Source organism: Chryseobacterium turcicum (assembly GCF_021010565.1).
Lineage (GTDB): Bacteria > Bacteroidota > Bacteroidia > Flavobacteriales > Weeksellaceae > Chryseobacterium > Chryseobacterium turcicum.
Window position 1 is genome coordinate 657,286 of record NZ_JAJNAY010000002.1, and the last position, 20,549, is coordinate 677,834.

Annotated in this window: 14 protein-coding genes; 5 read left to right on the forward strand and 9 right to left on the reverse strand. The window is 33.8% G+C overall.

All coding sequences use genetic code 11. From position 1 onward, the window contains the following. The first annotated feature begins 45 nt into the window (after positions 1 to 45). The 4 genes from LO744_RS17765 (at position 46) to LO744_RS17780 (ending at position 3,251) form a co-directional block, all read left to right on the forward strand. The gene (locus LO744_RS17765) at positions 46 to 882 is read left to right on the forward strand and encodes a GLPGLI family protein (RefSeq protein ID WP_230671781.1); all 837 of its coding nucleotides are present in this window, start codon (positions 46 to 48) and stop codon (positions 880 to 882) included. A gap of 25 nt (positions 883 to 907) precedes the next feature. Continuing rightward, complete coding sequence (locus tag LO744_RS17770; protein ID WP_230671783.1) at positions 908 to 1,993, forward strand: TlpA family protein disulfide reductase; 1,086 nt, start codon at positions 908 to 910, stop codon at positions 1,991 to 1,993. Between the two features lie 52 nt (positions 1,994 to 2,045). Next, positions 2,046 to 2,360 (forward strand): hypothetical protein, encoded by a 315-nt coding sequence (locus tag LO744_RS17775; protein ID WP_230671786.1) that lies wholly within the window; start codon positions 2,046 to 2,048, stop codon positions 2,358 to 2,360. Positions 2,361 to 2,423: 63 nt separating this feature from the next. Next, positions 2,424 to 3,251: a GLPGLI family protein gene (locus LO744_RS17780; protein ID WP_230671788.1), complete on the forward strand. Its 828-nt coding sequence runs from the start codon at positions 2,424 to 2,426 to the stop codon at positions 3,249 to 3,251. Positions 3,252 to 3,520: 269 nt separating this feature from the next. Here LO744_RS17780 and LO744_RS17785 read toward each other — a convergent pair whose 3' ends face one another. From LO744_RS17785 to LO744_RS17795, 3 genes are all read right to left on the reverse strand, one after another. Next, positions 3,521 to 5,023 carry a carbon-nitrogen hydrolase family protein gene (locus LO744_RS17785; protein WP_230671790.1) on the reverse strand — a complete coding sequence of 501 codons (1,503 nt, stop codon included), beginning with the start codon at positions 5,021 to 5,023 and terminating at the stop codon, positions 3,521 to 3,523. A gap of 1,113 nt (positions 5,024 to 6,136) precedes the next feature. After that, a complete protein-coding gene (locus LO744_RS17790; protein ID WP_230671793.1) occupies positions 6,137 to 6,670 on the reverse strand; it encodes a hypothetical protein in 534 nt (177 codons plus the stop codon). A 29-nt stretch (positions 6,671 to 6,699) separates the two neighbouring features. Further along, positions 6,700 to 12,663 carry a hypothetical protein gene (locus LO744_RS17795; RefSeq protein WP_230671796.1) on the reverse strand — a complete coding sequence of 1,988 codons (5,964 nt, stop codon included), beginning with the start codon at positions 12,661 to 12,663 and terminating at the stop codon, positions 6,700 to 6,702. A 957-nt stretch (positions 12,664 to 13,620) separates the two neighbouring features. Here LO744_RS17795 and LO744_RS17800 point away from each other — a divergent pair. Continuing rightward, positions 13,621 to 14,268, forward strand: a complete 648-nt coding sequence (locus tag LO744_RS17800) for a response regulator transcription factor (RefSeq protein ID WP_230671798.1) — start codon at positions 13,621 to 13,623, stop codon at positions 14,266 to 14,268. 517 nt (positions 14,269 to 14,785) lie between these two features. On the opposite strand, the gene LO744_RS17805 is transcribed toward LO744_RS17800, so the two are convergent. The 6 genes from LO744_RS17805 to LO744_RS17830 all read right to left on the reverse strand — a co-directional run bounded on the left by LO744_RS17805 (position 14,786) and on the right by LO744_RS17830 (position 20,253). Beyond that, the gene (locus tag LO744_RS17805) at positions 14,786 to 16,297 is read right to left on the reverse strand and encodes a carboxypeptidase-like regulatory domain-containing protein (RefSeq protein WP_230671800.1); all 1,512 of its coding nucleotides are present in this window, start codon (positions 16,295 to 16,297) and stop codon (positions 14,786 to 14,788) included. 11 nt (positions 16,298 to 16,308) lie between these two features. Beyond that, the gene (locus LO744_RS17810) at positions 16,309 to 17,676 is read right to left on the reverse strand and encodes a CsgG/HfaB family protein (protein ID WP_230671802.1); all 1,368 of its coding nucleotides are present in this window, start codon (positions 17,674 to 17,676) and stop codon (positions 16,309 to 16,311) included. Positions 17,677 to 17,695: 19 nt separating this feature from the next. After that, positions 17,696 to 18,106 (reverse strand): curli production assembly/transport component CsgF, encoded by a 411-nt coding sequence (locus tag LO744_RS17815; RefSeq protein WP_230671804.1) that lies wholly within the window; start codon positions 18,104 to 18,106, stop codon positions 17,696 to 17,698. Positions 18,107 to 18,117: 11 nt separating this feature from the next. Continuing rightward, positions 18,118 to 18,849, reverse strand: a complete 732-nt coding sequence (locus tag LO744_RS17820; RefSeq protein WP_230671806.1) for a curli production assembly/transport protein CsgE — start codon at positions 18,847 to 18,849, stop codon at positions 18,118 to 18,120. A gap of 11 nt (positions 18,850 to 18,860) precedes the next feature. Then, on the reverse strand, positions 18,861 to 19,271 hold the full coding sequence (locus LO744_RS17825) for a hypothetical protein (RefSeq protein WP_230671808.1): 411 nt from the start codon (positions 19,269 to 19,271) through the stop codon (positions 18,861 to 18,863). A gap of 163 nt (positions 19,272 to 19,434) precedes the next feature. Continuing rightward, positions 19,435 to 20,253 carry a hypothetical protein gene (locus LO744_RS17830; protein WP_230671810.1) on the reverse strand — a complete coding sequence of 273 codons (819 nt, stop codon included), beginning with the start codon at positions 20,251 to 20,253 and terminating at the stop codon, positions 19,435 to 19,437. Positions 20,254 to 20,549: the final 296 nt, after the last annotated feature.

Below are 20,549 nucleotides of genomic sequence, written 5' to 3' on the forward strand. Positions count from 1 at the left end.
GATAAAATCTAAAAAAAAACAATTACAATTATTACTATTATTTTTATGAAGATTACATTTCAAAAAACCACATTGCTATTCGCCTTATTCATTTCATTTTTAGCTTTTTCGCAAACCAATCGATTTATTTACGAATTCAAGTATAAAAAAGATTCTCTTGCTACTACATATGACGAGGGAAATATGGTTTTGGATATCACCGGCAAAAAAGTTCAGTTTTATGATTTCAATGCCATCAAGACCGATTCGACGAATAGAAATTCGGCAGGTTATACGACCTACAGTTTTCCTTTTGCAAAACTGCAGCGAAATATTTCTTCCGGAGATAATATCAACTACAACTTGGTGGCAGAATCTTATTTTGCCTATAACTCTTCCGACAAATTCAACTGGATTATTTCCAAAGACACCAAAACAAAAAATAAATGGAAACTTCAAAAAGCCACCACTCAATTTGGAGGAAGAACTTGGGAAGCTTGGTTTACAACAGATTTGCCATTTTCAGAAGGCCCTTATAAATTCAACGGCTTACCGGGTTTAATTGTAGAATTAAAAGACTCTAAAAACAATTTTATTTTTGATTTAGTTAAAGTTGAAAATCCTCAAGATGCAAACCCAAAATTAGTGGAAACCGTATTTAAATCTAAACCGATTATCATCACATTTGAAAAATACAATATTCTGCTCATCAATTATTATAACGACCCGTTTTCAAGATTCCGATCGATGAAACCCGGAACGTGGTCTATCGGAAGAGCAGACGAAACTTTTATAGAAGATTTGGAAGGTTTAAATAAAATCACCAAAGAAGAGCAGGAAGAAATTAGAAAAAATAACAATCCTATTGAATTGGATAAAGCGATAAAATATTCTAAAAAATAAAAATTAAAGCTAGACTTTTCATTAAATGAGACAAATTATAAGTTTTTTATTTCTGCTAAATATTATATTCTGTTTTTCTCAAGTTCCTAATCTTGAAAAAGCAAAACGTAAATATTTCCAGGCGAATCTAGTCAGCTATAAAACAACAGCTTATTATCCCAATCCTGAAACGGATGCAATTTCTACATTCAGTATATTTTATACGATTTACAAACCTCAGAATAAAGATTTTGAATTTTACAGTAAGAATGAAAATTCTGAAGAATTTTATAAAAACAACGCTTATTATCAAGTAAATCACACTGAAAAAACCATTTACGAGTACGAAAATAAAGACAATCAAAACGCTGCAGTTTCATCGTCACGCTTAAGGCAATTTGGTCCGACAACGTTACTCAAAATGAAGTGGAGCTTTATTGATGAAACCTTAATCGACGGAAAAATTCATTCTCATTATTCCAACATCGAAAGCATCAGTCATTTTGAAGAAAAAGAAATAAAAGTAGAGTTTCACATTTATATTTCAGGAAATTTTACCATCAGAAAATTTGAAAGAAAAAGTTTTGTTGACGGCAAACTTGGGCAAACCGTCACCTATTTATTTGATAATTATATCTTCTTTGATAAAACAACCAATTTCAAGGTTACTTTACCGAAAAATTATGCTTTAAAATATTATGAAAGGCAAGATTCTTTGCAACCTTTAGCCAAAAACACTAAAATTATTCCATTTGAAGCGGTTGATATTTATGGAAAAGAATTTTCATTTAAAACAAATCAAGAAAAGAAAAAACTGTTGCTTTTTTCTTCGACCAATTGTGGCTATTCAAAAATAATTTCTGATTATATTTTAAGCTCAGGTTTTAAGCTAAATCCTCAGATTGAACTCATCAATATTTTTGGTTCTGATTCTAAACCCAATGCTACAAAATATTATGTAAACAAAGATGTAAAATTCACAGTGCTTGCCGACCGAAAAGATCTTGAAAAACAATTTGGCATCAATGGCTATCCTATTCTTTATTTCGTTGATGAAAACGGAATGATTACAGAAACTCTCGATGGTTCTTCGCAAATCTTACCATTTCTGAAAAGCTTAACGAGTAAATAAAAAATTAAAATGATGTTAAAATTTTCACTAAATTGGGATAGACTTTTAACACATGAAATCATTTCTCACTTTTCTGTTTATTTTCAGCGTTTTCGCACTGTTTTCGGGGCAAAATAAAGAGCTTACCGATAAACATCAATACGTTTCAGATTCTACTTTGATGAAAAATAATTACAATTCAGAAATAGAAACTAAAAAATTGAAAGAAAACGAAACCCATCCCGAATCTGAAAAAGTGATTGCAAAAAAAATCATTATCGTGAATGCGATTGATAGAATACTAAATTATAAAGTCAACCGTGTTTGGAGAGAAGATTTATACTGTTTGGTTTGCAAAAAAAACTATGCTTCTCGAGAAATTGCGTAAAAAATTCTTAAAAAAATTTTCTATTTAAAAAGTCATTAAACTCCAATTATATTCATTTTAATTATGAAATTATTTTTAAACCTTCTTTTCCTATTTTGCTTTGTTTTATTTTCAGCTCAAAGTAAACAATTTACTTATGAGTATCAATTCATCTCAGATTCTACTGATCAAAAAAATATGAGTAAAGAAATCATGATTTTGAATGTTGGTAAGGAAAAGTCATATTATTACAGTTTAGACAAATATATATCAGACTCTACCATCAATGCAGAGAGTAAAAAAGGGATGATGGTAATGCCTCTTCTATACACTATTTCTGAAATAGATATTAAAGATTTGACCAATAAAAAAGTTTCTTTTGAAACTAAAGTGGGTGATTCTAAATATCTTGTCGATCAAAATGTAAATTTAAAATGGATTTTATCTAATGAATTTGGCGAAATTTTAAACTACAAAGTGCAAAAAGCAACTACAGAATTTGGAGGCAGAAAATGGATTGCGTGGTTTGCCAAAGACATCCCAATTCACGATGGACCCTATAAGTTTCACGGTTTACCCGGATTGATTCTTACAATGGAGGACACAACTTCAAGCCATAAATTTATTTTAAAAGGCATTAAAAATATTCAAAATACTTTCGAATACCCTCATCGTAAAGATGAATCTCGTAATGCGAAAATCAGCTATGAAGCTTATATAAAAACCTATCTTCAATACAGAGCCGACCCTACTGCATATCTCGTGGGGAGAATTCCTGACCAAAGAGATTCTGAAGGAAATTTTAGAACCGGAGAACAAATTATTCGTGAACAGAAAAAATTTATGCTTGAACAAATCAGCAAAGACAATAATATTATTGAGATTGATATTTTGAAGAACAATAGAAAATAAAACAACAGAATTAAAATAAAAAGCACTTCCAAGATAAAAGTGCTTTTCGTTTTAATCAAAATTTTTTAGTACATGACAAAAAAACTTAAAATGCTTTTTAACCGCAAAAGTTTCAAAAGAACTGATTGAAAAAAGAAAAGTTCAAAAGTTTACAAAATGTAAAACCTTTACTTTATCCTTTGTTTTGTTAGCTTTTGGATAACTAAACCATTGTAAAATCTTTTGTTGCTTTTGCGGTTGAAAAAAAATGTCATGTACTTAATCAAAATTTATTTCAAATACGTTTCATACAAATCTGTTCGTCTGTCTTTAAGAATCTGAACTGAACCGTTGTAATGCAAATCTTTCAACAAGTTGATATCCACATCTACGATCAGCGTCATCTCAGTATTGGGAGTAGCTTCGCCTTTCACAGCATTTGATGGAAAAGCAAAATCTGAAGGTGTGAAAACCGCTGCCTGCCCAAACTGAATATCCATATTATTTACCCCAGGTAAATTTCCTACACAGCCTGCAATGGCTACATAGCATTCGTTTTCAATCGCTCTTGCAGCCGCACAATGGCGAACTCTCATGTATGCATTTTGAGTATCGGTCAAATAAGGAACAAATAAAATTTTCATACCCTGGTCGGCTAAAATTCTTGGCAACTCCGGAAATTCTACATCATAGCAAATCACCAAACCTATTTTTCCACAATCGGTATCAAAGACTTTAATTTCGTTTCCACCTTTCATTCCGTAGTACTTTCTTTCGTTTGGTGTAATGTGAATCTTTCTGTATTCATCAATTCTACCGTCACGATGAAGAAGATAGCTTACGTTGTACAAATCGTTATTTTCAAAAATCGGCATGCTCCCTGAAATAATATTGACATTATAACTGATGGCTAATTCTGAAATTTTCACTTTAATTTGCTCTGTGATTTTAGCCAACTCAATCATACTGTCGCGCTCCGAAAGATTATTAAATGGCGCCAGCAAAGGTGTATTAAACAACTCCGGGAATAAAACAAAATCTGATTTGTAGTCTCCCATTACATTCACAAAAAACTCTACCTGCTCATAAAAAGCGTCAATATCTTTGAAATGCCTCATCTGCCACTGCACCAACCCCAGACGAATAATACTATCCTGCATTGTGTTTGGTTTTTTGCTGTAATAGATGTTATTCCATTGAAGTAAAACGGCATTTTCACGGGAATCTTCATCCTCGGGAAGATATTTTTTAAGCACTTTTATCGGCAGAAAATTATTAGAAAGCTGGAAAGAAAGCACCGGATCATAAATTTCTTTATCTCTTACCCTTCTGATATATTCTCTGGGTGAAAGCTCGTGACTGTACTTATAATAATGTGGAATTCTACCACCCAAAATAATAGATTTAAGGTTTAATAATTCACAAAGTTCTTTTCGGGAATCGTATAATCTTCTTCCCAATCTCAACTCACGATATTCTGGATCTACAAAAATTTCTATTCCGTATAATACATTTCCGGTTGAAGTATGGGTATTGAAAGAATAATTCCCCGTGATATCGCTATAAGTATGGTCATCGCCAAACTCATCATAGTTTACAATAATAGACAATGCAACGGCTGCAATTTTCCCATCTACGGTGATACAGATTTGCCCGGCTTCAAAAATTTTATTCAGCTTGGCAATGCTTTTTTTTGACCAAACGTATTCTGACATTTGAGGATACGCTCGGCGCATGGTTTCTACCAACTCATCATAGTCGTCTACTTTCAGGGTGCGTGTTTCTATCTGCATAATATGTATTTTTATTAAAGTTACGCAAAAACTCTGCAAACCTTTTACCATCTTCCTTTAAAAATTGGTTTAGAGAATATTTACTATGATGTTTAAACATTTATAGTAACTGAAAAATATTCTTGTTGAAAATGCAAAGACACAAGGATTTTATTAATAAAAGCTGTTTAAACTAATTTTCGTTTAATCGCAATATGAATATCCGTAATTAATAATAACTTAATTTTCAACAGTTTGTTTGTCATTCCGCAGGAATCTAAACTAATTTATTTTCAATATGTTGAGATTCCTCCGGAATGACAAAACGACTGCTGATTTTAGCGTTATGCTTAAAAACGGACATTCACAAATCGCAAAAAAGCAAAAGATATTTGAAATGTATATGATTAGATATTCAAAGCTCTCATAAGAATAAAAAAACAAAAATTTTTGAAAGCTTATGTGTTCTTTTTTCATTTTAAAAATAAGCTTTAATAGAAATATCTAACTCTTTTGTGCCTTATTGTGGTTAATTAAAAAAAGAGAAATTAATCTGCTTAATCAGCAACATCTGCGAGATAAATTATTTTCATTTAAATTGAAACACACTCTAAGTTTCATTTAAAACATTCTTAGCATATCGCTCCAAATTTTGAGCATTGAGCTCGGATGATGAAGCTAAAAGGTCAAACTTTCATGCTTCGGACTCAAACATTTGAGCTAAACACTCAAATGTTGGTGTGTTTAGCTCAAAATTCCGAGCAAAAAGGTCGGCGGTTGGAGCATTTTGGTTCAATACAGAAGCTTTGAACTCGAAAAATTGAGCTTAAAGCACAACAACGCAGAAAATTGACCATCTAATTTTTTTAGTACATGACAAAAAAAACTTAAAATGCTTTTTAACCGCAAAAGTTTCAAAAGAACTGATTGAAAAAAGAAAAGTTCAAAAGTTTACAAAATGTAAAACCTTTCCTTTATCCTTTGTTTTGTTAGCTTTTGGATAACTGAACCATTATAAAATCTTTTGTTGCTTTTGCGGTTGAAAAAAAATGTCATGTACTTTATCTAATTTTATAAAAAAACCACCTCAGCATATTTACTAAGGTGGTTATTCTATTGTTTGGTTTTATCAGTTTACGGTTTCCAGAAGCTCCAAACCTTACCATTAAAAACAGCAAGTTGTTTGGTTGCTGTGTCATAAACCATCATTCCAGGAGCCGGATTTACTATATTCAGATGTGGGCTGCTTGTTTTGGGCAATACCATTGCTTTATTTACATCTTCTAATACTAAAATTCCTGGTGTAGCAGATAGCGTTCCTACAGAAGTCTTAGCTTCTATATTTTCTGTTGCTAAATCTTGTATTAATGTACCATCTACATTAGATACTGGATCAACAGTAGTACCTGTTGCATCTATCGAAAGATCTCTCCAAGCCAAAGGATATTTTACTTTTACCTTATGATCTGACAAATCATAGATTATCGTTCCGTTTACTGCGCCAACTACTGCGCCCGTATTATCAACCCAAGGAAGAACCATACCTCTGTTAGCACTTTCAAATTCTAAAGAGACTGAAGGGTTGCTCGTTGAGCTTTTTCCAATGGCTATTTGCCCTGATATAAGTATTCCGCCAAATAAAAAAGCGATTAATTTTATAATATTCATATCTTATTTTTTTATTTAAAATGAGGTAATTATGGTGTAGGGCAGGTTTGTGTATTATAACATTTCCACCCTGCAGCGGTACCATCGGTATTTATTTGTAAACAATTCAAATCGCTATTATAAACCATCATCCCTTCTATAAGATCTGTAGCTGGTATTGAAGCTATCTGTGCTGTTGTCAATCTATTTGGAACAAAACCTTTTGTTTTAGCTTCTAGAATTGTCCAAGCCCCTTTTCTTACCATTGGCCAGTTTCCGTTATCAGCTCCTGCTCGTCCTAAACTGGTAAAACCATGATTGGTAGCCAAAGCTGTCCCAGTTATTACTGCTGGTTTGTAACAGAAGGTTGGACAAGTCGCTATTGATGCATTGATTGCGTTTGAGTACGTATAAGTTCCGTTATAAGTAGCATTCGGCAAATCACTAGACTCTATTTTATTATAGAATCCGTTAGCACTATAGTCAGAAGGTGTATTATTTCCTACAATTGCATTGATTACTCCCGTGGTGGTAGCTCCTGAATTAACCACTGTTCCAGGCGATGTTTGACCACCCGTTTGAGCTAATGCGTAGGCTACCGTTCCTGATTCTGAAGCATCGGTACAACCATCACCATCACTATCTAAATCTTGATGATTAAGAACTCCATCACCATCTGTATCATTAGTACATGTAGGTTTTGGATGTGCTGACTGCGAATAATCACTCGCCAGTGTAGAGGTAATTTCTCCAATCGTATTAGCCAATGCTAATGCTCCCGGCACAGACCCAGTTTGTATTTTATAATAGTTATAAGGAACTGTGGTGGTTATTGCAAAGCTAACCGTAGCTCCTGTTATTAAAGTAGGAGACGTAAGCGGTGCAGACCATGTAAGACCATCTTGAGAACCTACTACTACAGCATTTGCATTGGTAGTCGTACTGATTTTTTGAGAAACTACCAACGTTGCTAATCGAATAGGCGTAGGATAAATTATGGTAAACAAATTACTTCCTGTAACATTTAATGCCGCTGCAACAGCATTGAAGCCAAATGTAGGCGTGGCAGATCCATCATGAAGCAACTGAATATCATTGTCCGTCTGATCATCATTTGGACTTGTAAACTGAGAATTAATTCTAAAGATTACATTAGCTTCGGCTGCTGTATAGAAGCAAGATGGAGATTCTACAGCATCTAACACTCCGTCATTATCATCATCAATATCTGCAGGATCTGGTACGCCATCATTATCTGTATCTGTACACCAGTTAAGACTTGCGCTTCTAGCATATAGATTATAGGTAGAAACATAATTGATAATACCACTATCTGGTGTAGTTTCTACCGCATCTCCCATACCATTATTACCATAAGCACCACCCACGATGACATAATTTCCTGAAACTTGTCCACCAGTATTAAAGAAGTTTGCCGGAACTAATAATGATTTACTAATACCTGCCTCTACAGCATCCGGACAACCATCGCCATCACTATCTCTATCTAAATAGTTTGGTACGCCATCCCCATCAACATCAGAATTACAACCTGTTTTTGTACGGTGTAGAGATGGATTATAGTTTAAATAATTGATACTAAAATCTGTCAATATACCTCCATTCGTAATATTAGTACTGCTCGTTCCTCTAATTCTGTAGGTATGATATCTCACATTAGGCTGCAAGCTATTTGTAAAGGTATAGGTAAAATTAGCAGTATTCATTGCCTGTACAGGACTTGATAACGCTACCCATAAAGTGGTATTGGTATCCAAGCCTTCTAATACCCAGGTTCCCCCTCCAAAAGCAGTTGCGCCAACACTCAGTTTTACATTAGCCATAAGCGCTGCATCAATAACAGGGATATCAAACGTTATTAATGCTTTATTTAGAATACTTGTTGCTGTAGGCGCAGATACCGCGCCGTATGTTGCAGAATTATTATCATATGTATTCGTTAGCTTATTAGTCGCATCCCAAGCAAAATCAGAGGTCACAACATCGGTAATAATCATCGCCTGAGATTCTGTATAGAAGCAAGATGGTGATTCTACAGCATCTGGAATACCATCATCATCTGAATCGATATCCATTAAGAATTTATTATCACAGGTACTTATATTACGATCTGTTGCTACAAAAAGGTAGCTGTATACATGCTTGTATGCATTCGGATTGGTTGACAATTCTAGAGCATCTGCAAAACCATTGCTTCCATAAGGACCAGGAACTGTTGCGTTAGGGGTAGATACTGTAGAAGTTACAGCACCACTACTTCCATTTTGTACATTACCTGATGCCGAAGCTTCGGTAGGATTATTGTATAAAATAGCTTCTTTTGTGTCAGGACAGCCATCACCATCACTATCGAGATCGAGGTGATTTAAAATACCATCATTATCAATATCTTCGGTACAAGTTGATTTTGGATATTGAGAAGCAGTATACATCGTTGTATTAAAATCAAAATAAACTTCTGAGGCATTCTGTGCAGCAATATTACTTGCAGCATCCCCCGTAATCCTGATATATTTATATGACGTTCCTGTATTAAGCGTTACCGGATATTTAATAGAAGTTGTAATGCTTGTACCGCCATTTACAGTGGTATTAGTCGTAACTGCCGGACCTGTAGAGACTGACAAATCTGCCCAATCTGAACCATTATTGGTATTAGAACCTTGGATCTTAGTGTTTCCTAAAAACTGTGTTGTGGTGTTGAATTGTAAATACAAAGCATCTAATCTTACAGGCTGTGCAAAATTAAACAAGTAAACATTGGCATTTTGAATAGCCTGAGTAGGTGTTCCTGAAAAAGCAACTGCTGTTGTGCTACCAATACCATCTATCAACTGACTGAAGTTAGACGTTGTCGTCGTTAAAGCCGAAGATATCGTTACCCCATAAGCAGGTTTAGCCCCTGTATTCCATTCATTGACTGTGTAGAAACATGTTGGAGATTCTACAGCATCTAATACACCATCATTATCATCATCGATGTCTACAATATCTATAATACCATCATTATCGGTATCTGTACAAAAATTTAACCCTTTAATTAGAGCATATTGGTTATAGGTATAAGTTCCATTATAAACTCCGCTTTCTGTTGCTGGAGGTGTCGCTTCAATACCATTAAAGAACCCATTAGCCCCATATTGACTTGGTGTACCGTTGCCAACATAAGCATTGGCTGTACCAGAAGCAATACCACCTGTATAGATAGCCCCTCCACTGGTAGACATAGAGCTTGATGCGCCAGAATTTACAGAAACACCTGATTCTTTAGCATCCGGACAGCCATCGCCATCACTATCTAAATCTAGGTAATTAGGAATACCATCACCATCTGTATCACAAGAAGGAACTCCTGCTCCCGCTACAGCCACACGATCGATTACAAAGTCATCATTAACACCTCCCGAAATTGATGGATAAAACATTAATAAATAATTACCACTTGTTGCAGGTATAAAACTTCCTGTAATATTTTTATAACTAGGATTATCTGAATACGCAGGAAGCGAATTTAAAAGTCCTGATTCTATTATCTTTTCAGGAGTTTGAGTATCTGCATTATATAATAAAACAATATATTTATCTGTACTTCCTGTTCCTCTATTACCTAAATCAAAAGTATAGTTATAGGCTGCTCCTGCAACTAAAGGATTTGGTAATTTATTAACCACAGGTCGTTGTGGATCACCTTCTTGTAAGGCATATTGAAGACCAGTCGCTGTATTAACACCATCATACAAATCGAATAAACCTCCTGTAAGTGGTGAATTCACTTGATTACCACCACCTATTCCATAGTTATAAACCACCCCATTATTAGAAACAGGTATTACAGTCGGCGTAAATGGTATCGTAACGGGAAGCGCTGAAGATGCAAATCCCATATACCAGTTAGGTATACTAGCAGCTGCAGTAGAAAAACCACCACCAGCAGTGATACTAGAAAAAAGAGAGGGACATTCAACAACATCTAGCACCCCATCATTATCATCATCAATATCTATCACATCTCTGATGCCATCTCCATCGGTATCAACACAAGCCTTGATAATATTATATATTGCATATAAATTATAGGTAGAAGTATAATTAACAATACCATCGCCATCTGGATCTACTGCATCTACCAGACCGTCGTTATTAGCGTCTACATCTGGGAATTGATAATTAGTTGACAGGTTGGTTGTAGCACTAGCTTCAAAAGCATCACTACAGCCATCGCCATCTGTATCTAAATCAAACTGAGGTAATATGCCGTCTCCGTCTATATTAGCATCGGTACAAGTTGCTTTAGGATATCTTGAAGAGACATAGGCAGCATTATTGAAATCAAAATAGACTTCAGAAGCATTTGCAGCTGCAATATTACTCGCTACAGCACCTGTAATTCTAAAATATTTATAAGCGGTTGTTGCACTAAGCGTAACAGGATATTTTATAGAATTAGCAACACTTACCCCACCATTTACCGTTGTATTTGTGGTTACAGTTGATATCGCAGTAGAAAGATCCACCCAAGTTGCCGCATCATTAGAACCTTGAATTTTTGTGGTACCTCCAAATTGCGTTGAGGTATTAAATTGAAGATATAAAGCATTCAATTTCACAGGTTGTAAAAAGGTAAACAAATACACATTCGCATTTTGAATAGCCTGAGTAGGTGTTGCAGAAAATGTAACTGCCGTTGTATTACCTATACCATCTAATAACTGACTGAAGTTACCGGTCGTTGTCGTTAATGCAGAAGAAATACTTACCCCATAAGAAGGCTTCGCTCCTGTATTCCATTCGCTGGCGAGATAGAAACAAGAAGGTGATTCTACAGCATCCGGAACACCATCGTTATCATCATCAATGTCTATAGCATCTGGCGTACCGTCACCATCAAAATCTGGACACGCATTGAGTGCAGCAGCTGTAGCAAGCCCATAGCTATAAGTTCCTGAATAAGTTGCTGCAGATGTATCATCTGATTCAATACCAGTGTAAAAACCATTAGCACCATAACTCGCCGGTAGTTTATTTCCAACAATAGCTTTAACAATATTGACTTGGGTACCTCCATCAGCCGCTTTATTGACTAAAGTTCCTGTTGAAGTATTTGCCACACCAGCTTGAGCAGCCGTACCAGCCTCTACAGCATCAGGACAACCATCACCATCACTATCAAGATCAAAGATATTTGGAACCCCATCATTATCGGTATCACAAGTAGGATATTTAAAAGCACCGATATTAAAATAGGCTTGTTCATGTACTAAAAATGTAATCTCTAATCGGCTAATGGTTTTACTTGTCTTTCCACGTAGCATGATTGCTCTACTGTCATTGCCAGAAGTGCCTACATTAAATGTAAATTTCAAACCATTGGTCACAGCTGTACTTGCTAAAGTACTTGCAGCAACTGTACCCCCTGGCCATGGCGCAGTGCCGACCTTATAAAAATCAAAATCCGATGCCGTAGCAGTACCTCCACCAGATGTATTGACTACAAACTGCATATAAGGCTGTGGCGTATTGCCTCCATTATTATCAACATCCCCCATCGAAACGAAGAGCTGATCTGCAGGAATAGGTGTACTAAAAGTATAGGTTAAAGTTACCGCAGCACCAGAAGTATTAATATCATAATCTGCGCCGTTATAGCTTCCTGAAAAGTTGGCGCCCCCTCCTGGTTTAGAATAACCTCTCGCTAAAGAAGCTGTTCTTTGCGTAATCGTTGCAGGTAATGAAGCAGGAAAACGAGTTATAGTACTCGTGGTACCACCTGGCCATGCAGTTCCTGAAGAAGAAGGAAGAAAAGTGGTTCCCAAATTTGGGCATTCAAAGATATCTAAGATTCCATCATTATCATCATCGATATCATCATAATTAGCAATCCCATCGCCATCAAAGTCATCTGTAGAACCTGTCTGGGCGGATAGGTAATTAAAGGTAGCAAATATTAATAATAAGAATAACTTATTAAAAAATAGTTTATAAAATTTTTCCATTTTTTGTGTGTTATTGTTTTGTGTTATTGTTTCTACAAAGAATAATTAATCAACAATTTTAATAGGAAAATATAAGTTTCCAAAACGGTGATCATTATGTAAAATTGTAAGATTATTGTAACCTAAAGTGCGCTATACAATTATTCGTTTAAAAATAATTATATATGAATTGTCATGGCCTGACCAAGAAAAAAAACAAAAAACCGAGACGGAATCTATGTTTTTTTGAAAAAGTGATTGCATTTTTCATCTGTAAGAATTTATGTGTTTTATAGTGGTAAATATATAAAATATTACAATACAATCTATAAAAAATATATTTTTCGTTATTTAAATATTAAAATGACAAATACAAATCTATTTTAACATTTAAAAACTTCGCTAGTAAATACTCACGATCTCCTATTTATCATAATAATTAGTTTAAAAATCAATACGTAGTAAACCTGATACTCTCGGCATTCATTGTTTTTAAAATTTCTGAAAAGTTTAAAATTTTGTCAAATAATTTCTTTCAACGATACTTTATTGGGTAAACTTCACTTATTTTCTAATCAATTTTAAAATATGTAAGCCTTCAAGAACTAATTCGGGAATTTTTGTTTTAAAAATCTAACATATTTTTTTAGTTATTCTAATATTTTAAGCTTAATTCTAAAAATATCGGCAATAATATTGTTAAATGTTTCATTTTCGACGCATCTAATCCCAACTTGCGCATATCACTAAAACGTTAATTAAATATTAAAAAAAAATAAAAATAGCCTATGAATATTGGATTTTATAAATGATACCACATATTTATTAAAATACAAATCAAAAAAAAGAGAATTATTTATAGAAAACATAAAAATATCAACAAAAACAACAGAATAAAACAAAATAAACCTCATTAAATTATATTTTTTACGAAAAATATAATTATTTTTTGTATATTTATATACTAAAACTGACCTGATGAAGCCTAAATTAACCATTTTTGGTGAACCCATGCTCTATACTGAGGGTTTATCAAAACTCCTGACTCAAAGCAGTCTTTTTAACTCTGTTGATTTGTGTAATTCTTACGAGACCTTACAGGAAAACCTTACAGGAAAACCGCCAGAATTTTTGATGATTAGTTCTAATATGCTTATGCTGACAGATCTTTTAAAAAATGTAGAAAAGATTACTGCACAAAACAAAACAATAAAAATTATTGTGATTGGCAACAGCTATGATATAATGGATATTAGAAAACTGTTTAATAAAGGTATAAAAAGCTACCTTGATAAAGACAGTCGGTACGATGAATTTTTGAAATCTGTACAAGCCTTACTTTCAAATGAAATTTACATCTGTGACTATGCAAAAGAGAAAATGATTAATTTTTTGAATACGGATGAAAAAAAACAAAAACTTCACATTCAAGATCCTCTTACCAAACGTGAAATGGAAATCTTAAAGCTCATCTGCGATGGATTAAGCAGTAAGGATATTTGCGAAAAGCTTTTTATAAGTATTAATACCGTAGAAACTCACCGTAAAAGAATTTTATTAAAACTGAATGTAAAAAATTCTGTCGGCGTGGTAAAATATGCCATTGCAAATCATATTATAGATTAATAACCAATAGTATTACCTTAAGTAAACTCCAGATCAGTTGATTTGGAGTTTATTTTTTTACAGCAAAAGAAACTTGAAATGTATAGTATTAGATATTCAAAGTTCTTAAAAGAATAAAAATCAAAGATTTTGAAAATTGATGTGTTCTTTTTTAGTTTAAAAATAAGCTTTAATAGGAATACCCAAATTTTTTGTGCCTTTTGCGGTTAAATAGAAAATTTGAGATAGATTCTTATATTTTTATCAAAGAAAAATGAATGTCCGTCTTTAAGCATAACGCTAAAATCAGTAGTCGTTTTGTCATTCCATAGGAATCTCAATACACTGAAAATAAATTAGTTTAGATAGACTTCGTCGAATCACTACATTAGGTTTCCTGCGGAATGACAAACAAACTGTTAAAAATTAAGCTATTATTAATTACGGACATTCAAAATAAAAAACTCGGATTATAAAATCCGAGCTTAAAATTACACTAAAGCTTTTGGGCTTATTTATTTTACGAGGTTACAACTTCTTATTCATAATCTGGCATTTCTGCGTTGGTAAAGAGTGTTGTTCTCTGCATATCTGTCAAATCATTATTTAAATCTACGGTGATTACATTTCTCTGAGAAATATTATCATTAGAAGTATTGGTAAAAATAATCTGAGCATTATTGGGTGAAAATCGAGGATCTAAGTCATTTGTACCTTGCGGTCTTTCACTTTCAGAAGATATATCATAGGTTATATTAGAGATCAAATCATAGACAAAAATCTTGGTATCAAGCTGTCTGTAATTACCACTAACATCTTCAAAACCTGACATATCGCGAGTAAATAAAAGGCGATTACCATCAATAGAAAGATTTAAACCTCCACTCGCTCCTAAAGTTCCTGATAAAATTGTCTTTATGGTATTTCCCAACATATCGATGATGTAAATCTGGGTACCATACCCATTGACACTATTTGTTTTTAATGCAATCTTGCTTCCATCGTAGCTCCAGTCGCATTCGGAAATCATCGTTCCGGAAGGTGCTGTGTAGACTAAATTTAAACCACTTCCGTCTTTATTTATTCTATAGAGTTTATTAAAGTTTGCATAGAGAAACTCTTGGCCATTGGTACTCCACGAGAAATCCATTTCATTATTATTAAATCCTGCGACGGGTACTGTTGTTACTTTAAACACATTAGACCCATCAGGATTAGCAGTATAAATATGTGAATTACCGCCTTCAGTTCTTAAAAACGCAATTAATCCTGCATTATTATTTTTCCTAGGTCGCCAACTATTGTAAGACGAATTTGTAAATTGGAAATTTGCTCCCAACTCATTGCTCGACACGATGAGTAAGTTTCCATTTTGTTTTTGTACATAATGATAGCGATTAAGAGGAACCATATTGGTGGTAAACTTACTAATCGCACTGAGTACAGGCGCATGTATACCATCAGAAACTGAAACCTGCCAGAAATAGCTTACCCCAAATTTAAGATTCGAAAGTGTATAATGATTGGTAAGAAGATCATTGACCTGGATAATATTGGTATCAAGATTATTTTTAATGGTTAAATTATATTTTAGCACATCGGCTGTATCGGGATCAGTAGAATTCCAAGTAAGCTCAACGATGAGAGGTTGATTCACCGCATTGTCTATAGGACTGAGCAATAACGGAGTTGTAGGCGGTGTATTGAGTGAATTATCATCATCCATTTCGAAAACCGCGGTTACTACCTGATCTTGTTTCTGAATATTGACTGCCTGAAACGTTGTAATATAACCACTCAGCTCAGCCTTTACAGAATAATTTCCAATGGGCATGTTTTTAATCTCAAAAGTACCATCTGTACCCGTAAATACCGTTTCGGTGGTGGGTGCGGTAAAAATTTTCACATTTCCCAGAGGAACATTCGTACCTCTTTTCACTACTTTTCCTTTTAATATTCCCGATTGAGCCTGCTCTACAAGCTCTTCATTACAAGAGAGAAGGGAAAATGAAAGGATAATTATACCGAGAATTTGTAATATAGTTTTCATAGTTTAAGTTTTTATTTTTTTCCTATATAAAAGTTTATTCCAATCGAAAATCTCATAGCCTGATCTTTTCTTTTTCCGTTTATCAAACCATCCCAATCATCTTTAAAGCCAAGATCATATTGTGAAGAAACTCTTATTCCTAAGTTTTTTCCGACCATATATTCTAATCCGACACCAAACTGCCCTTTGTACTGTGGTTTCATACCAGAATACATCGCTCCAACTCCTCCATAAACAAATGGGCTCAGCTTATACTGAGGGAAGATGACCGTTTCTAGATTCACCTCTGGAGTAAAATAGGTACGGGAAAAAATATTTTTATTTTCTATCGTGAAAACACTCGCGCTAACGTCTACATTTAAATAAGGATTAAAAAAATATTTGAATCCGAATTTACCTCCCAAATTAAACTTAGGGTTTACATAGTCGTCTTTTACTTTTTGTGTTTCAAGGTTGGTATACAAAGCAAATTGCTGTCTGTAATTGCTTGGGTATTTATTCCCTACTACTCTATTCAGATTATCATTCTGCTCGTTTTCGTAGCTTTTTATAAGGGGTTTGTAAACTCCTATATTTTCATCTACAGCCTTACCCCATATATTGTCTCTTATTCCCTCAACGATTAATCCTTTAACCGCTTTTTCTATGGCTTCTGTCACCGCAAGCTGCACGGGTTCGTTTTGGGTTAACCCAACCTCAGCTTCTAGAAGCCTTTCAGTATCAATATATCTGAAAAAACTTCCGTTAACACTAGTGGAAAGAATTGTTTTTGAAGTATAAACGGTTTTAAGAATCTCTCCATTTAAGGTAGAAACCGCACGAAGATAAATAGTTATTCTATCTTGTCTATATTGTGTAGAGGCACCGATACCGAAATATCTGGCACCCAAACCTCCTGTTAAGACATTGCTATCATAAGAAATAACCCCGCCCTCTAGCAAGATTCCTGCATAGAGAAGCGGAGGTAATGTCTGGCTATTTTTATCTGCGTCTTTAAGATATTCTTGACGGGTAGAGCGAATAATCTGTCTCTCATTAAGTAAATTAGCAATATTTTCTCTTTCTATAGGGATAAACCATTTGCTATCTTCTAATGCTTTAATAAGAATTGTTGTAGTACCTTGAGGTACGGCAGTACTCCAATTATTACCATTTTCGGATGGTTTATATTGACCGGTTTGATCTCTAAACTTATAGACCCCTATTACAATACGTTCCTTTGGCGGGATAAGATCTTTCAGCTCTCTTGTGTAAGCTGTATTTTCGCCAAGTGTTGATTTTTCTGGTGTAGAAGGAAGCCCAAGTAAAGAACTACATCCTATAGAAACACATACAAGTGTAAGACAGAAAAAAATCCTGATGTAAATGTAAAATTTCATGGTAATTTAGTTTTTAGTATTATTTGGGAATTACAATTTCAGATTGATCACCTGTACCAGTATCCAAAATACTAATTAGCAATCCTTGCGCAGTAGTTGTAATCTGTATGTACAACGAACCCAAAAGATAGTTTCCGGGTTTAAGAGCCCCATCACCAAATTGATTTTCGAAAAGCTTTTGTGATAATTGACTGAGAATCTGCCTATTTAAGCTTTCGCTAAAACTATCCATCGAATTCATGCCGTTTAGCAAATCACTCAAGCTATCTTTCTCATCAAATTGATTTTGAGCATTTGCAGAACTTAATAGCCATTGGTAATTGAACGTATCACCCCCAAATGCGGGATTGACAGGTTTATAAACAAGTTGCTGGGATTTTCCAAGGAAAAAACCGCAAAACAGTATAAGAAAAACATAAAGTGGTTTCATGGTAATTGTTTTTAGTATATGAATTCATTCTTAATAAGATTTTTCTTAGCAATAAATTCTTTAATCAAACGAAAACTCATAAGCATCTGTTCTTTTAAATAATCTTCACTAGGGTTGGTCATAAAACTATAGATTACCTTATCTTCAATTGCGATATTAATTTGCCCGTTTACTCCACGTGTGGGAACTTCTGATATAGTAATCGTAGCGTTGTCTTTTTTCGGAATTTGATTGTATTGCATATAAAACAAATCGTAGAAGTCTTTCCCTACTTTGGTTTTTGTTTCATCGATAGTCAACCCTGTTAGTTCCGAGAAAACTTCTTCCTCAATTTTACTTGCTTTTTTACTAAAAGCTTCTTGATTTATTTCTAAACTATCTTTAGCAATCAATTTTTGAGATTCTTCGTCTCTTATATATAAGAATACTTTCAAAGCATCTTTCGTTTCTAGATTAACACTAAGTTCTGATAGTTTTTTTACTTCATTAGGATTTATTGTAAACTTTCCGCTTTGCCGGTTGTTTGAAAGATTGCCTCCATTTCCTTTTTTAATTGATACTAAGAGATAATTGAGTTCTTTATATACAGGAGTAGTATTGGTAGCAAACGCTTTGATAATAAACTGCTGTTCTATAGTCTCACGCTCTAATCTGGCAGATACTTTTCTTTCTTCCTGTGCATAACAACCAAGGGACAGAAAGACGGTAAGAAAAGTAAATAATAAAACATTTTTAGTGATCATTACTTTTCTATTTAATAATTCCGCATAAAAATGGTCATGTTATCACCTTTTACATTTACTTTCATATTTTCAGATACGCTGTTGCTCCCCGTTATATCGATAATATTATTATTACCTTGGGTGTTGATGACATTTTTTGTTTTGGTATCAGAAAAAGAATTGTTAAAATATAAACTGTTGTAATCTCCAAGCTGCTGTATCATAATATTGGTTTTCGCATTAATCATCGCTTCAATATTATTAGAATCTCCTATTTGTAAAATATTAGAATAAGAAGTCTGATTATCTACAGCTTGTAATATTGCTAAATCTAAAACACTATTACTATTAATTTGATTCCATTCTACTTGTTGTGATTTCAGAGAAGAAAAAGAGAGAAATAAAAATCCTAAGCAAAAAAAGAATCTGGTGAGCGCATTCATTTTTTTTTATTTAAAGGTAACTTAATACTTATTGCTACAAAACACATGAATAGGTTACTCTATCAAAATCACTGTTTACCGTTATATTTACTACTAAAAAAATAGCTGATAGAAACTGAAAAGGAGAAGCAAAGATGCTTCTCCTTATTTTTTTATTAAATTTTTAGTTAGATTGTACAACAGTTAATGAATTTGAATTTCCAATCTGAGTTCCTAAATGGAAGTTATAAGTTCCAAATTGGCTCACTGATATCATATTGTCGTTTCCTAATTGGAAGTCAATGGCAGTGTTAGAATTACCTACTTGTAATTGATACAGCTCATTGTCTGAACCAAGCTGTAATCCTGTTGCTGAGTTATCATTACCTACTTGAGCTGAAATCGCTACGTTATCTGCACCAATCTGAGTATGAGAAGCCATATTATCATTACCATCTTGATATTGTAAAATATAGTTTCCGCTTCCTAATTGCACAGCAGAAGCATCATTTCTTCTACCTAATTGTACCTGTACAGCAGTATTATCAATACCTAACTGGAAAGCAGATGCTACATTTCTTCTACCATCCTGATATTGTACTACATCATTACCCACTCCCCATTGTATAGAAGTAGCATCGTTTCTTCTACCAATTTGTGTTTGTTCAGTAGTATTAAAAGCTCCTATTTGCCATGTTTGGGCAGAGTTTCTGTTTCCATACTGATTTGTTTCGTTTGAGTTTAATAACCCTACTTGATCTACATCAATAGAGTTTCTGTTACCATTACTCGAAGCAACATTAATGTTTAAAGCTCCAGTTTGGTCAATGTCTGCTGTGTTACGATTACCGTCTTGTAAAAGATAGTTTTGATTAAAAAATCCTGTTTGATTCACAGTGGCTACATTTAAGTTTCCCATTTGAGTACTCACATCTACGTTTGCTTGAGCGAATGCGAATCCTGTTGCTAGTAGTGTAAAAACACCAGTGATAAAATTTTTCATTTCAATAAAATTAATTGGTTATTTGTGAGACAAAGGTAGAAGCAAAACCAAAGTAAGAAACCACCAATCTCTTGTAAATTTCCAAAATCATTATATCTGGTTTTAAAACTAACCGTTTGTAGTTTTTACGCTCTAACCAATTATTGTTACACAAAATCACGGAGAACCATCATAAACCATAATTAACCACAATTAGAGTTTATCACTTGTATTACAGCATGCTTTCTACATTCTCTACCTTTAATTTTCATCAAAAAAGTATTAAAAAGCGAAACAAAGAATTAGACAAAAAAAAC

Excerpts from the sequence above, each read along its gene's own strand:
- LO744_RS17765 (WP_230671781.1), top strand. The coding sequence starts at position 46 with ATGAAGATTACATTTCAAAAAACCACATTGCTATTCGCCTTATTCATT.
- LO744_RS17770 (WP_230671783.1), top strand. The coding sequence starts at position 908 with ATGAGACAAATTATAAGTTTTTTATTTCTGCTAAATATTATATTCTGT.
- LO744_RS17775 (WP_230671786.1), top strand. The coding sequence starts at position 2,046 with ATGAAATCATTTCTCACTTTTCTGTTTATTTTCAGCGTTTTCGCACTG.
- LO744_RS17780 (WP_230671788.1), top strand. The coding sequence starts at position 2,424 with ATGAAATTATTTTTAAACCTTCTTTTCCTATTTTGCTTTGTTTTATTT.
- LO744_RS17785 (WP_230671790.1), bottom strand. The coding sequence starts at position 5,023 with ATGCAGATAGAAACACGCACCCTGAAAGTAGACGACTATGATGAGTTG.
- LO744_RS17790 (WP_230671793.1), bottom strand. The coding sequence starts at position 6,670 with ATGAATATTATAAAATTAATCGCTTTTTTATTTGGCGGAATACTTATA.
- LO744_RS17795 (WP_230671796.1), bottom strand. The coding sequence starts at position 12,663 with ATGGAAAAATTTTATAAACTATTTTTTAATAAGTTATTCTTATTATTA.
- LO744_RS17800 (WP_230671798.1), top strand. The coding sequence starts at position 13,621 with ATGAAGCCTAAATTAACCATTTTTGGTGAACCCATGCTCTATACTGAG.
- LO744_RS17805 (WP_230671800.1), bottom strand. The coding sequence starts at position 16,297 with ATGAAAACTATATTACAAATTCTCGGTATAATTATCCTTTCATTTTCC.
- LO744_RS17810 (WP_230671802.1), bottom strand. The coding sequence starts at position 17,676 with ATGAAATTTTACATTTACATCAGGATTTTTTTCTGTCTTACACTTGTA.
- LO744_RS17815 (WP_230671804.1), bottom strand. The coding sequence starts at position 18,106 with ATGAAACCACTTTATGTTTTTCTTATACTGTTTTGCGGTTTTTTCCTT.
- LO744_RS17820 (WP_230671806.1), bottom strand. The coding sequence starts at position 18,849 with ATGATCACTAAAAATGTTTTATTATTTACTTTTCTTACCGTCTTTCTG.
- LO744_RS17825 (WP_230671808.1), bottom strand. The coding sequence starts at position 19,271 with ATGAATGCGCTCACCAGATTCTTTTTTTGCTTAGGATTTTTATTTCTC.
- LO744_RS17830 (WP_230671810.1), bottom strand. The coding sequence starts at position 20,253 with ATGAAAAATTTTATCACTGGTGTTTTTACACTACTAGCAACAGGATTC.